The 12,510-nt window shown below is 40.2% G+C and carries 12 protein-coding genes; 9 read left to right on the forward strand and 3 right to left on the reverse strand.

From position 1 onward, the window contains the following. Nucleotides 1–63 precede the first annotated feature (63 nt). Nucleotides 64–960 carry a nucleotidyltransferase family protein gene (locus ACFQ3S_RS15265; RefSeq protein WP_377165987.1) on the forward strand — a complete coding sequence of 299 codons (897 nt, stop codon included), beginning with the start codon at nucleotides 64–66 and terminating at the stop codon, nucleotides 958–960. 52 nt (nucleotides 961–1,012) lie between these two features. On the opposite strand, the gene ACFQ3S_RS15270 is transcribed toward ACFQ3S_RS15265, so the two are convergent. Next, nucleotides 1,013–1,684, reverse strand: a complete 672-nt coding sequence (locus tag ACFQ3S_RS15270) for a hypothetical protein (protein ID WP_377165989.1) — start codon at nucleotides 1,682–1,684, stop codon at nucleotides 1,013–1,015. A gap of 136 nt (nucleotides 1,685–1,820) precedes the next feature. Between ACFQ3S_RS15270 and ACFQ3S_RS15275 the strand changes: the two genes are divergently transcribed. After that, nucleotides 1,821–3,140, forward strand: coding sequence for a hypothetical protein (locus tag ACFQ3S_RS15275; RefSeq protein ID WP_377165991.1), 1,320 nt, complete (start codon nucleotides 1,821–1,823; stop codon nucleotides 3,138–3,140). Between the two features lie 98 nt (nucleotides 3,141–3,238). Then, a complete protein-coding gene (locus ACFQ3S_RS15280) occupies nucleotides 3,239–5,500 on the forward strand; it encodes a glycoside hydrolase family 31 protein (protein WP_377165993.1) in 2,262 nt (753 codons plus the stop codon). A gap of 182 nt (nucleotides 5,501–5,682) precedes the next feature. Here the strand turns inward: ACFQ3S_RS15280 and ACFQ3S_RS15285 are convergent, their stop codons facing one another. After that, complete coding sequence (locus ACFQ3S_RS15285; RefSeq protein WP_377165995.1) at nucleotides 5,683–6,693, reverse strand: glutamine synthetase beta-grasp domain-containing protein; 1,011 nt, start codon at nucleotides 6,691–6,693, stop codon at nucleotides 5,683–5,685. Between the two features lie 361 nt (nucleotides 6,694–7,054). Beyond that, nucleotides 7,055–8,956: a molecular chaperone DnaK gene (dnaK, locus tag ACFQ3S_RS15290; protein ID WP_377165997.1), complete on the reverse strand. Its 1,902-nt coding sequence runs from the start codon at nucleotides 8,954–8,956 to the stop codon at nucleotides 7,055–7,057. Between the two features lie 268 nt (nucleotides 8,957–9,224). On the opposite strand from dnaK, the gene ACFQ3S_RS15295 reads away from it, so the two are divergent. The 6 genes from ACFQ3S_RS15295 (at nucleotide 9,225) to ACFQ3S_RS15320 (ending at nucleotide 12,484) form a co-directional block, all read left to right on the forward strand. Next, nucleotides 9,225–9,422, forward strand: a complete 198-nt coding sequence (locus ACFQ3S_RS15295) for a hypothetical protein (RefSeq protein ID WP_377165999.1) — start codon at nucleotides 9,225–9,227, stop codon at nucleotides 9,420–9,422. A 204-nt stretch (nucleotides 9,423–9,626) separates the two neighbouring features. Then, a complete protein-coding gene (locus ACFQ3S_RS15300) occupies nucleotides 9,627–10,163 on the forward strand; it encodes a GNAT family N-acetyltransferase (protein WP_377166001.1) in 537 nt (178 codons plus the stop codon). A gap of 39 nt (nucleotides 10,164–10,202) precedes the next feature. Continuing rightward, nucleotides 10,203–10,775, forward strand: a complete 573-nt coding sequence (locus ACFQ3S_RS15305) for a Crp/Fnr family transcriptional regulator (protein WP_377166003.1) — start codon at nucleotides 10,203–10,205, stop codon at nucleotides 10,773–10,775. 126 nt (nucleotides 10,776–10,901) lie between these two features. Continuing rightward, on the forward strand, nucleotides 10,902–11,345 hold the full coding sequence (locus ACFQ3S_RS15310; RefSeq protein ID WP_377166005.1) for a carboxymuconolactone decarboxylase family protein: 444 nt from the start codon (nucleotides 10,902–10,904) through the stop codon (nucleotides 11,343–11,345). Nucleotides 11,346–11,426: 81 nt separating this feature from the next. Further along, complete coding sequence (locus ACFQ3S_RS15315; RefSeq protein ID WP_377166007.1) at nucleotides 11,427–11,705, forward strand: hypothetical protein; 279 nt, start codon at nucleotides 11,427–11,429, stop codon at nucleotides 11,703–11,705. After that, nucleotides 11,696–12,484, forward strand: a complete 789-nt coding sequence (locus tag ACFQ3S_RS15320) for a GTP pyrophosphokinase (RefSeq protein WP_377166009.1) — start codon at nucleotides 11,696–11,698, stop codon at nucleotides 12,482–12,484. Before ACFQ3S_RS15315 ends, ACFQ3S_RS15320 begins: the two co-directional genes overlap by 10 nt. Nucleotides 12,485–12,510 lie beyond the last annotated feature (26 nt).

Consider the following 12,510-nt stretch of genomic DNA (forward strand, 5'->3'; position numbering starts at 1 on the left):
AACTATTAATTTTATTAATTAGCTATTAAGCTTCAACGCTTATTTTTTTATATTTACCCAACTATGAAACCAACATTACTGATATTGGCCGCAGGTATGGCCAGCCGTTATGGCAGCATGAAACAGGTTGATGGCTTTGGCCCTAACGGCGAAACTATTATTGATTACTCTATTTATGATGCCATTAAAGCCGGCTTTGGTAAAGTAAGCTTTATTATCCGCGAGGAGTTTTTAGACTCTTTTAAAGCCATATTTGAACCTAAACTTGCTGGTCGTATCGAAACCGATTACGTTTTTCAAAGCTATGACCTTACCCAGTTTGGTATTGATAAAACGGTTGAACGCGCTAAGCCCTGGGGAACCGCTCACGCCGTGTTGGCCGCCCGTAACCAAATTAATGAGCCATTTTGCGTAATTAATGCCGATGACTTTTATGGCTATGAAGCCTTTGAAAAAATGGCCGAATTTTTAACCACAGAAGTTAAAGATGATTTTTACTCCTTAATGGGTTACCAGATAGACCGTACCCTTAGCGATTACGGTTCGGTATCGCGCGGTGTTTGTAAGGTAGAAGACGGTAAAATGGTGGAAGTGAACGAGCGTACCGAGGTGTACTTTAAAGACAGCGGTGTGTTTTATAAAGATGCCAGCGGCGAACACCAATTACCTAATGATACTCGCGTATCCATGAACTTCTGGGGCTTTACCCCTGCCGTTTTCAAACAAAGCGAAGAAATGTTCAAAAAGTTTGTTGATGCTAACGAAAACAATCCTAAAGCCGAATTCTTCATCCCTTTAGTGGCCGATGAACTGATTAAAACCGGCGTGGCCGAATTTAAAGTCATCCCAACCGGTAACAAATGGTTTGGTGTTACTTACAAAGAAGATAAGCCTATTGTACAGGCCAGCATTTCAGAGTTAGTAGAAAATGGTACTTACCCAAGTAATTTGTGGTCGTAACTTTTTGGATCTCATTATAAATACAATCCCGTTCAATATTGAGCGGGATTTTTTATTGAACGCAAGTTACTTCGTATGTATCCCAACCATTAGGAAGGTCGGGGTCAGTTAAAGCATTTAGCTTAGTGAGCTTTATGCGCTTAGTTTCCTTTTTATCTGTATCTTTTCCTAACTCCCCGTATGTACATTCGGCCTTACGGGTAGAAAAATTGTAATCGCAAACCTTAATTTTGCCACCCGATACCCCTCCCTCTGTAGCTCCTATTAAATAAAACCCATCATTTTGATAGCGATATTTATAATAAGCATGGCTTCGTACATACTCGTAATTAATGTGCAATACTTTATTGGTAATTTTAATATTATCTAAAGGATCATTTACCATGCCGCCCTCTCCTTCCCTCGAAATAATAGTGTTGTTCTGCAATGCAAGCTGGTATCCGTTTACTGTTTTAAACCAAATTAACAGCATCCGCGGGTGCCTGGTATTAGTGTAGCTGTCTGGCCTATGCTCTTTAATCTTGTCACTATATTCCAGTATCAAAGCTAAGTCGGCAAATTTATCGCCGTTTAAATCACCAATGGCTTGTAGCTTTATCTTCCAATTGGTTGGCACCATACTTTTTAAAGAAACCACAGTTGGCTTAAATACCGGGAAGTTAAATTGCTGACACAAAGCAGGAGTTGCAATTAATAAGAACAGTAAAGTGACTATTGGTTTCAAATCTTAGATATTGATATAATCAAATCTATGCAATTTTTTTACGCTTATAGCGCCATCAAATCTATTATAACCTAATAGAACTTATCAAACCACTTACCTAATACAACATTTACTCCATATACTGGTTTAAATAATCATGCGGATCTTTAAATTTCATAAAGCAGCTTTTGCAATATTACTCACAAGCGCTTGCAGCCAGGCATGGGCACAAGTTGATGGTTCGGCCGTTGACTCGCTTAAAGCCGACTCCTTGCGTGCCAAACGCGAACGCGTAGTTAAGGCCGACGATTACAGCAAACAATATGATGTGGGCGACCTGGTGAAAGACATATTTCATCCCAAACGCCAGCCCGATTCCATTCTCAAAAAACCATCGGGTATTACTATCATTCCTAATATTGCGTCTAACCCTACCATCGGTTTTCAGGTTGGTATAAAAGCCGTGGCTGGCCGTAAACTGGGTACCGATCCAACCACGTTAATGTCGGTTGCAGCAACTTCGGCATCTATTACCACCAAGGGCATTATTTATTTCTATCTCAATCACAACATATTCACCCCCGGCAACAAGTGGAACTTTCAGGGGAGCTTAGTGGTGGCAAAAACTGTTACCCCCGATTTTGGGCTGGGCATTGGCCAAACCGCTGGCAGCAGTGCCGAAGACATAATCTTAAATAACCCATCGCGCAAAGGTTTTGTACTAAATTCCTACTTTTATAACTTTAGGGAAAAGGCTTATAAAGAGGTAGCCAAAAACCTGTTTGTAGGTGCAGGGATATCGTTTGATGTCCGCCGAAAGATTGAAGACAGGATATCAACATCCGAAGCAACCCCATACAATGTTTATAGTGACCGTTACGGATTCGACCGTGGCGGCTATTCATCCAATGGCCTGCTCTTTAATATACAATACACCTCGCGCGATAACCAGAACCGTGCTTATAAAGGTATTTATGCCGATGCCGGTTTCCGGGTAAACCAAACCTGGATGGGCAGCAGCAGGGGAGCGCTGCAGTTTGTCACCGATTTTAGAAAATACTGGAGCTTATCCAGCCGTAACCCCGAACATGTGATCGCTTTTTGGAACTGGGGTTCTTACCTGGCCAGCGGCGCATTACCTTACATCGAACTACCCGGACCGGGTAAAGATCCAAGTTTGCGTAGCGGCAGGGGTTATACAGTTACCTATTTTAAAGGTACACAATACAACTATTCCGAAGCCGAATACCGCTTTCCTATCACCAAAAACAAGTTCATCAGCGGCGTTACCTTTTTTAATTTGCAAACCGCTAACGATGAGTTAGGCACTAAATTGTTTGAACACTGGCAGCCAGGCGGTGGAGCAGGTTTGCGCGTACTGTTCAATAAGGCCACACGTACTAATTTATGCCTCGACTACGCCTTCGGCAAGTATGGGTCTAAAGGATTCTTTTTAGGTTTAAATGAAGCTTTTTAAAAGAATAGCTTCATTTATTTACTAAAAACCAACAACAATTTATTGCTGTTCTCTTAGTGGTTAGCGTTATATTTACCCTAACACATTCAACCCAACCCATGGAGTTTAAAACATTAAGCAATACACAAAGCATAGTACAGCAAGGTAATAAACTTATTATTAAAACCGCCGAGGCTGAGGCGTACGTTACGGTTTATAGTCCGAGTATTATAAGGGTAAACGTTACCCGCCAGCCTAATAACACCGATGCTTCCTTTGCGGTTATACAGGAGCCGTTGCTGGCCTTTGATTATAACGAGACCGATACGGAGGTGATCGTTAAAACATCGGCATTAACTTTACGCATTAACAAATCCCCTTTGCGCTTTGCTTTTTATACACCCGAAGGTGAATTATTGAGTCGTGATGACGAGCGTTTTGGGATCAACTGGCAAAATAGCCAGGTTATCAACTATCGTGAGCTGCAACCCGATGAAAAGTTTATTGGCTTGGGCGAAAAAGTGGGAAACCTTAACCGCCGCGCCAGCTCTTTTGTGAACTGGAACACGGATGCCTCAGACCATACGCCGAAGACCGATCCGCTGTATGAAACGTTCCCTTTCTTTATAGGCATACACAACCAATTAACTTACGGGTACTTTTTAGATAATACATATAAAAGCTATTTTGATTTTGGCGCCTCGTGCGATGACCAGTTTATTTGGATGGGTGCCGATGATGGTGACCTGAACTACTATTTTTTTGGCGCGCAAACCGTAACCGGCATTATTGAAGATTACACCTGGCTAACCGGTCGTATGGAAATGCCGCCGCTTTGGAGTTTGGGCTACCAGCAATGCCGCTGGAGTTACATGAGCGCACAAGAGGTATTGGACGTAGCTGCTAAGTTTCGCAAGCACAACATACCCGCCGATGTAATGTATTGCGATATTGATTACATGGAAGGCTTTAAGATATTTACCTGGAACAACGAGACTTTCCCTGACCCTAAAGCATTTATAGACAAGCTAAAGGCTATGAACTTTAAGCTCATTACTATTGTAGACCCGGGCATTAAGGTTGAAGAAGGATATCAGCAATACGACGAGGGTGTACAAAAAGGCTACTTCGCCACCTATCCTAATGGCGAAAATTACGTTGGAGAAGTTTGGCCAGGCCGCTGCCATTTCCCCGATTTTTTCAGGGAAGATGTGCGCGAATGGTGGGGAGCTGCCTTTACAGCCCTTACCGAACCTGGTGTAGAAGGTTTTTGGAACGATATGAACGAACCCGCCGTTTGGAACCAGAACATACCCTGGATAGTAAAATTTGGCGATAAGTTTATGCCCGAAGTACGTAACGTGTACGGTATGATGATGGCCAAAGCCACTTATGAGGGTACCCGTAAGATTTTAGGCAACAAGCGTCCGTTTGTGTTAACCCGCGCGGCTTATTCTGGCACGCAGCGCTTTTCGGCGGTTTGGACAGGTGATAACACTGCAACCGACGAGCATTTGCTGTTAGGCGCACGTTTGGTTAATAGCTTAGGCGTAAGCGGTATGGCCAACGTAGGTGTTGACATTGGCGGCTTTAGTGGCAACCCTACCCCCGAAATGATGGTGCGCTGGATGTCTTTAGGTACTTACACCCCCATGTACCGCAACCACTCCATTAAAGATTCGGACTTTAGAGAACCCTGGCAATATGGCGATGACAATATGGCTTTAATCAAGAAATCTATTGAAGACCGTTATCGGTTGCTGCCATACATCTATTCGTCGTTTTACCAAACCACGCAAACCGGTTTACCTTTAAACCGCACGCTGGCTATTGACTATACACACGATGAACTGGTTTACGCCGAAGATTATCAAAACCAATTTTTGTTTGGTGATGGACTATTGGTAGCGCCTGTAGTAAGCACCAATTTTACCGCTAAAATTTACCTGCCTACTGGTACCTGGTATCGCTTTGGTAGTGATGAAAAACACGAAGGCGGACAAGAATATATAGTAAACGCCCCGTTGAATGACCTGCCGGTATTTGCAAAAGCTGGTGCCATTATACCACTTCAAAATGTTATACAAAGTACGCAGGATGAGGGAGATGGTATTTTGGAACTGCATTTTTGGAATAATTCGGAGAGCAGTAATTTCGTTTATTATGAGGATGATGGTAATACTTATGATAACGAGCGCGGCATTTACCATAAACGGTTGATCAGCTTCGATTCGACAGCACCAACGATAACCTTATCTGCAGTTGAGGGTAGCTATACTTCTAAATATACCCAGTTACAAGTTGTATTACATGGTTTTGATGTAATGAGTGAGGTGAAGCCGGTTAAGAACAGCAATGAAGAGATTGTAATTAAGTATTGATATACCAATCAACCTTGTTGTCATTTCGAACGATAGTGAGAAATCATGATACTATTAAAAGTACACTACCTGCATGCTTAAACAAGATCTCTCACTGTCGTTCGAGATGACAGTTTTTTTTCTCACGAACAAAAAAGCCCCCTTACATTACTGCAAGGGGGCTTTCTTATATAAGCTATATCTTATAAAACTGCAGATTTTACAGTTTTAATGATACGTGCGGCAACTTTGTATGGATCGGCAGCCGAATTAGGGCGACGATCTTCCAGGTAACCGTTCCAACCTTTTTGTACAGTGTACAATGGGATACGGATAGATGCACCACGGTCAGATACACCGTAGCTATAATCATGAATAGAAGCGGTTTCGTGTTTACCAGTTAAACGTAATTCGTTATCGGCACCATAAACTTCGATGTGTTCTTTAACCACCGGACGGAAAGCTTCTAATATTTTATTGTAAGTTTCCTCGCTGCCCGCGGTACGTAAAGTAGTATTTGAGAAATTAGCGTGCATGCCCGAACCATTCCAGTCTAACGTACCCAATGGTTTGCAATGCCAGTTGATAGCTACATCATAGCTTTCGCCAATTCTTTCCAATAAATAACGGGCCACCCAAATTTGATCACCGGCATCTTTAGCACCTTTTGAAAAGATCTGGAACTCCCATTGACCGGCAGCAACTTCAGCGTTAATACCTTCAACGTTTAAGCCAGCCTCTAAACATACGTCTAAATGTTCTTCAACAATATCACGACCGTATGCGTTTTTTGCACCTACCGAGCAATAGTAAGGACCTTGTGGACCTGGGTAACCACCAGCAGGGAAACCTAATGGTTTGTTAGTTTCAGGATCCCATAAAAAGTACTCCTGCTCAAAACCAAACCAAAAGTCGTTATCATCATCTTCGATCAAAGCTCGTCCGTTCGATTCATGAGGTGTACCGTCGGAAGTTAAAACTTCGCACATAACCAGGTAACCTTCTTTACGCTGAGGATCAGGGCAAATAAAAACCGGTTTCAAGATACAATCAGAAGAACCGCCTGGTGCCTGCTCGGTTGATGAACCGTCAAAGCTCCAGTTAGGGCAATCTTCCAGCTTGCCTGAAAAATCTGCTTCAATTTTGGTTTTGCTACGTAAACTTTGGGTTGGTTTATAACCATCCAACCAAATGTACTCTAATTTTGCTGCCATTTTTGTAGGGTTGTTAACTATTTTAGGGAATTACCTGTATATATTTTGTTATTTGTAATAATTAAAGGCTAATATAAATCTTTCCGCATCAAATTTTTAAAATTTTTGCGAAAAAACAAACTTTATTTTAATATAAACGTAAATACATTGCAAAAATTTGGGCTAAAATGTTCAATTATAACAAACTCAATTATTGCTACATTAATTATCATTTGCAGCTAATTAATTATCCTATAGGCAAAATCTGTTTATACACTTTTTTATCTGTGCTGTAGTATAACCATACCATTTTCTAAAGTTTAACGCATAAAAAAACCTCCCAATTTTCATCGGGAGGCTGTGTATTGTATAGCTGAATTACTTATTTAACTTCTTCAAAGTCTACATCAGTAACTGTATCGCCACCGGCTTGTGGGTTAGCACCTGCATCAGGACCAGGCTGACCACCTTGCTGGCCTTCGGCCGAAGCTTTGTACATATCTTCTGAAGCTGCAGCCCATGCAGTGTTCAACTCTTCCTGAGCCGAATCAATGCTGGTCAGATCTTTAGAAGAATAAGCTATTTTCAGTTTTTCTAAAGCCGATTCGATAGGTGCTTTTTTATCAGCAGGTACCTTATCGCCGTACTCTTTCAATTGTTTCTCGGTAGAGAAGATCAAGGCATCAGCACCGTTCAGTTTTTCAACTTCTTCTTTTGCTTTTTTGTCCGAATCTGCATTGGCTTCTGCTTCAGCTTTCATTTTCTTGATCTCTTCGTCGGTTAAGCCTGATGAAGCCTCAATACGGATCTTTTGCTCTTTACCGGTTGCTTTATCTTTAGCCGATACGTGCAATATACCATTAGCATCAATATCAAAGGTAACTTCTACCTGTGGTACGCCACGTGGCGCAGGTGGAATGCTATCTAAGTGAAAACGACCCAAGGTACGGTTTTGAGCAGCCATAGGGCGCTCACCCTGTAAAATATGGATCTCTACCGAAGGCTGATTATCAGATGCGGTTGAAAATGTTTCCGATTTTTTACTTGGGATAGTTGTATTAGATTCGATCAAACGGGTCATTACACCACCCATAGTTTCAATACCTAATGAAAGTGGCGTTACATCTAATAGTAATACGTCTTTCACCGAACCATCTAACACACCACCTTGAATAGCTGCACCAATAGCAACAACCTCATCGGGGTTAACACCTTTTGAAGGCGCTTTACCAAAGAATTTTTCAACAGCTTCCTGTATAGCAGGGATACGGGTTGAACCACCTACCAAAATAACCTCATCGATATCTGAAGTACTGTAACCTGCATTTTTCAACGCAGTACGGCAAGGCTCAATAGTACGTTTAATTAAACTATCGGCCAGTTGCTCAAATTTAGAACGGCTTAATTGTTTAACCAAGTGCTTAGGCATACCGTCAACAGCGGTAATGTATGGCAAGTTAATTTCGGTAGTTGCAGAACTCGATAGCTCAATTTTAGCTTTCTCAGCAGCTTCTTTTAAACGTTGCAAAGCCATAGGATCGCGACGCAAATCGAAACCTTCGTCACTCTTAAACTCATCGGCCATCCAGTCAATAATAACCTGGTCAAAATCGTCACCACCTAAGTGGGTATCACCATCGGTTGATTTTACTTCGAACACGCCATCACCTAAATCTAAGATGGATACGTCATGTGTACCGCCACCGCAATCAAATACGGCAATTTTCATATCCTTGTGTGCTTTATCCAAGCCGTAAGCCAGGGCGGCGGCAGTAGGTTCGTTAATAATACGACGTACTTTTAAACCGGCAATCTCACCAGCTTCTTTAGTAGCCTGACGCTGCGCATCATTAAAGTAAGCTGGTACGGTAATAACCGCTTCAGTAACTTCGGCACCTAAAAAGTCTTCTGCGGTTTTCTTCATTTTTTGAAGAATCATGGCAGAGATCTCTTGAGGAGTGTATTTGCGGTCGTCAATTTCTACACGGGGTGTATTATTGTCGCCTTTTACCACGGAGTAAGGTACGCGTCCGGCTTCTGTAGTAACCTCGTTAAATTGGTTACCCATAAAGCGCTTAACAGAATAAACGGTTTTTGTAGGGTTAGTAATTGATTGACGCTTAGCAGGATCACCCACTTTGCGTTCGCCATTATCAACAAAAGCAACTACTGACGGTGTAGTGCGTTTTCCTTCGCTGTTGGCAATAACTACCGGCTCGTTACCTTCCATTACTGCTACGCAGGAGTTTGTTGTTCCTAAGTCGATTCCAATGATTTTAGACATATGATTGTTTTTTCCTTTTTATTAATTGTATTAACAATCACTATTTAACAAGGGTTGTGCCAACGTTTTAATGGCAGTTAATATTGTGAAACTTTGATACTGACAGTAAATATTAGTCAGTGAAATCATCATTCTGGTGACAGGTTGGCAGAAAGTGATTTTATTAAGTTTTAGCATAAGCTTCAATTGCTTTTGACTGGCAATCAGCAATCAAACTTTTACCTGTAAATTCTGTTACAAAATAAGCAATCTTAAAAAACGAAAACTTATGAAAAATGTCCTTTATTACAGTATTGCCATACTGCTATCTGCAGCCATTGCATCTTGCTCATCGGGTTCAACTACATCTGCCGATAGCGACACTACAACCGCCCTCTCTACCAAACCGGCAGAACAGGCACCCGTTAATACTACTACACCAAAAGCTGATAGTTTGACCAAAACAGATTCGGGTAGTACTCAATAGTAATTAGTAATGCAATATATATGGATAAATAGTATATTTTTATAAACTATGCTTTCCTAAAATTTAAGTATTCGGTTAATCATATCGTAATTAGGCAGGCATTATTGTCTGGAATAGAATAAACGTTGCCTACCTGCAGGTAAATTACAACTTGCTTAATTGAAGTTGAAAACAATTTCTATAGTTTATTCTAAATTTATATCCATGTTCTTTATCGAATCGGAACGTTTAAAACTGATACCCTTAAATTATACACAACTATTATTATTAAGTACTAATAGGCCCACGCTCGAACGCTCCTTAAATTTGAATGTATCGGCCATGCATATTGACGATTACAACGAGGCTGAATTAAAGGCCGCTTTTAAAAATCATTGGCTCCCTAATACACAAATGCACCCCGATCTGTATCAATGGTACACCAGTTGGGAAATAGTCTTAAAATCATCTAACACTTCTATTGGCAGCATTTGCTTCGGTGGCTATCCCGATGATTTTGGCGAAACTACTATTGGCTACCTGATAGACCAGCACCAATGGGGACATGGCTACGCAACCGAAGAGGCTCTTACCTTAATAAACTGGGGATTTAAGTTCAGCATTTTGAAAACTTTGAAAGCCGATGCCCAGTTAAATAATCCCGCATCGCAACGGGTGTTACTCAAAGCTGGCTTTGTACCAATTCACAAAGACAATACCCACCAACATTTTAAATTGCGTAACGCATCGGCCAGCTATTAAGCTTAAATTATTATATTCGATTTAACTAAACGCTTGCACATGTTCACTCAGCTTATTACACATATTCAAAAGTTCGTTCCGCTTAATATTGAAGAACAGAAATTGGTAATCAGCTATTTTAAATGCGAAGATATACCTAAAAAGAAGTATTTGCTAAGCGAGGGTGATACCTGCAATGCGCAATACTTTGTGGCGGAGGGCTGCGTGAGAATGTATTTTATTAAAGAGAACGGCGTTGAGCAAATTGTGCAGTTTGGTATAGATAACTGGTGGATCAGCGACTACACCAGTTTCACCCTGCATCAACCTTCCCAATTTTACATACAAACGGTTCAACGCAGCAAGATCATCACCCTTACCCAAACCCGTCAAGACGAGTTGCTTGATAAGTTGCCTAAGCTCGAACGCTATTTCCGGCGCATTTATCAACGCGCTTATGCTGCGGCGCAAACCCGATTGATCTTTTTTACGGATCTATCGGGCGAAGAAAAGTATCACCATTTCGCCAGCCGTTTCCCCGATTTTGTGCAACGCATACCGCAGTACATGCTGGCTTCGTACCTCGGTTTTACACCAGAGTTTTTAAGTAAGGTAAGGGCCAAAAACCAATAATATATTTTTCGCTGATCCTGTTTTCTTAATCATGATTAAGTTTTATGCCTGTATGCTTGTGCACCTTTGTTATGTACGAACGATACACGGACTTAGCAACATTCACAAATTTTAAACATACAAATCATGGAAACCAGAATTAACATCAACGAAATTGAACCTGCGGCTTACAAAGCCATGTATGCTTTAGAAGGATACATTCAACAAAGTGGCTTAGACAAAAGACTTTACGAACTCATCAAAATCCGCGCCTCTCAAATAAATGGTTGTGCTTATTGCCTTAGCATACATACCAAAGATGCCCGCAAATTAGGCGAAACAGAACAACGCATCTACGTACTCCCTGCTTGGCGAGAAACCAACTTTTTCAGCGAAGAAGAACAAGCTGCACTGGCCCTTACAGAAGAAGTAACCAACATACAAAGCCATGTAAGCACATCAACCTATAAAAAAGCTATTGAGGTTTTAGGTGACCGAAGAACCGCACAAGTTATAATGGCAGCTGTTACTATTAATGCCTGGAACAGAATTGCTATCACCACGCATTTGATGCCGGAGTTAACTAAATAAAAGTTAAACTTCTACTTATTGTTGAAACCCAGTTTATTAGCTGGGTTTTATTTTTGATAGTAAATATTTATATTGCCAGTGATGGCAAAGCTTAATAAAGAAGATACAGTACAATGGTATGCACAGAACAGAGGATTATATAAAAAGCTATCTACAAAAATTCATAACATACTTTTAGAGCTTTTAGAAAAGGAGAATATCACCGTTCATGCGATCAACAATCGAACTAAGGACGTCGACAGCTTCAAAAACAAAATAGACGGCCTAAAGTATGATGATCCTCTCAATCAAATAACTGATTTAGCAGGAATACGAATTATTGCCTATGTTGAAGATGATTTGAAGCCTATTTGCAAATAATAGAAGAAGCATTTTATATTGATTCTGATAATAGCTTAGACAAGTCAGAAGAATTAGGAACAGATAAAGTTGGATATCGTTCAATACACTATATTGCAAGAATTAAAGAGGATAGATTAATTTTAACCGAATACAAAAAGTTTGAAAGTTTAAGATTTGAAATTCAAGTTAGAACAATATTGCAACATGCTTGGGCTGAAATTGAACATGATAAAAATTATAAGTTCAACGGTGTATTACCACCTGAAATAAAGAGAAGATTCAAAATTTTAGCAGGAACCTTGGAATTAGCTGATAGAGAGTTTAATCAACTATCGCAAGAAATTGATAAAATATCAAATAATGTAAGCATTGCTGAAGCAGACAATAAATTGGAAACAATTACGCTAAATTCTACAACCCTAAGACGCTATTTAAGTGATAAATTTAATGATTGGATAGATCAAGGTATAATTGAACCGAACTTCAACGGGAAAGATGATTTAATATTAAAAGAATTAAATGATTTTGATATAAGGAATTTGGAAGATTTAAATAAATTAGTTCCATCCGATTATATAGAAAAAGCAAGACCATTTTATACTGAATTCCCTTCTACACCAAACAATTTTCTTGGCTTATTGAGAGACTTAATGATCATTGCTAATTCTAATAAATATTTTGAATTCGTTTGGAAAAAAGGCTGGAGTTATATCGAAGAGAAAACTAAAAATCTATATGAAAACCATAATATCGATGTAGATGAACTATCGTTAAAGTATAAATTTCGTTGTGATTAAAACAAAAGCGGCCTGCTCAAATGAGC

Source organism: Mucilaginibacter terrae, assembly GCF_042679325.1.
In the GTDB taxonomy this organism is placed as follows: domain Bacteria; phylum Bacteroidota; class Bacteroidia; order Sphingobacteriales; family Sphingobacteriaceae; genus Mucilaginibacter; species Mucilaginibacter terrae.

Bases quoted from the DNA above. Each gene is read 5' to 3' on its own strand.
- ACFQ3S_RS15265 (WP_377165987.1), top strand. From the start codon at position 64: ATGAAACCAACATTACTGATATTGGCCGCAGGTATGGCCAGCCGTTAT.
- ACFQ3S_RS15275 (WP_377165991.1), top strand. From the start codon at position 1,821: ATGCGGATCTTTAAATTTCATAAAGCAGCTTTTGCAATATTACTCACA.
- ACFQ3S_RS15280 (WP_377165993.1), top strand. From the start codon at position 3,239: ATGGAGTTTAAAACATTAAGCAATACACAAAGCATAGTACAGCAAGGT.
- ACFQ3S_RS15285 (WP_377165995.1), bottom strand. From the start codon at position 6,693: ATGGCAGCAAAATTAGAGTACATTTGGTTGGATGGTTATAAACCAACC.
- dnaK (WP_377165997.1), bottom strand. From the start codon at position 8,956: ATGTCTAAAATCATTGGAATCGACTTAGGAACAACAAACTCCTGCGTA.
- ACFQ3S_RS15295 (WP_377165999.1), top strand. From the start codon at position 9,225: ATGAAAAATGTCCTTTATTACAGTATTGCCATACTGCTATCTGCAGCC.
- ACFQ3S_RS15300 (WP_377166001.1), top strand. From the start codon at position 9,627: ATGTTCTTTATCGAATCGGAACGTTTAAAACTGATACCCTTAAATTAT.
- ACFQ3S_RS15305 (WP_377166003.1), top strand. From the start codon at position 10,203: ATGTTCACTCAGCTTATTACACATATTCAAAAGTTCGTTCCGCTTAAT.
- ACFQ3S_RS15310 (WP_377166005.1), top strand. From the start codon at position 10,902: ATGGAAACCAGAATTAACATCAACGAAATTGAACCTGCGGCTTACAAA.
- ACFQ3S_RS15315 (WP_377166007.1), top strand. From the start codon at position 11,427: ATGGCAAAGCTTAATAAAGAAGATACAGTACAATGGTATGCACAGAAC.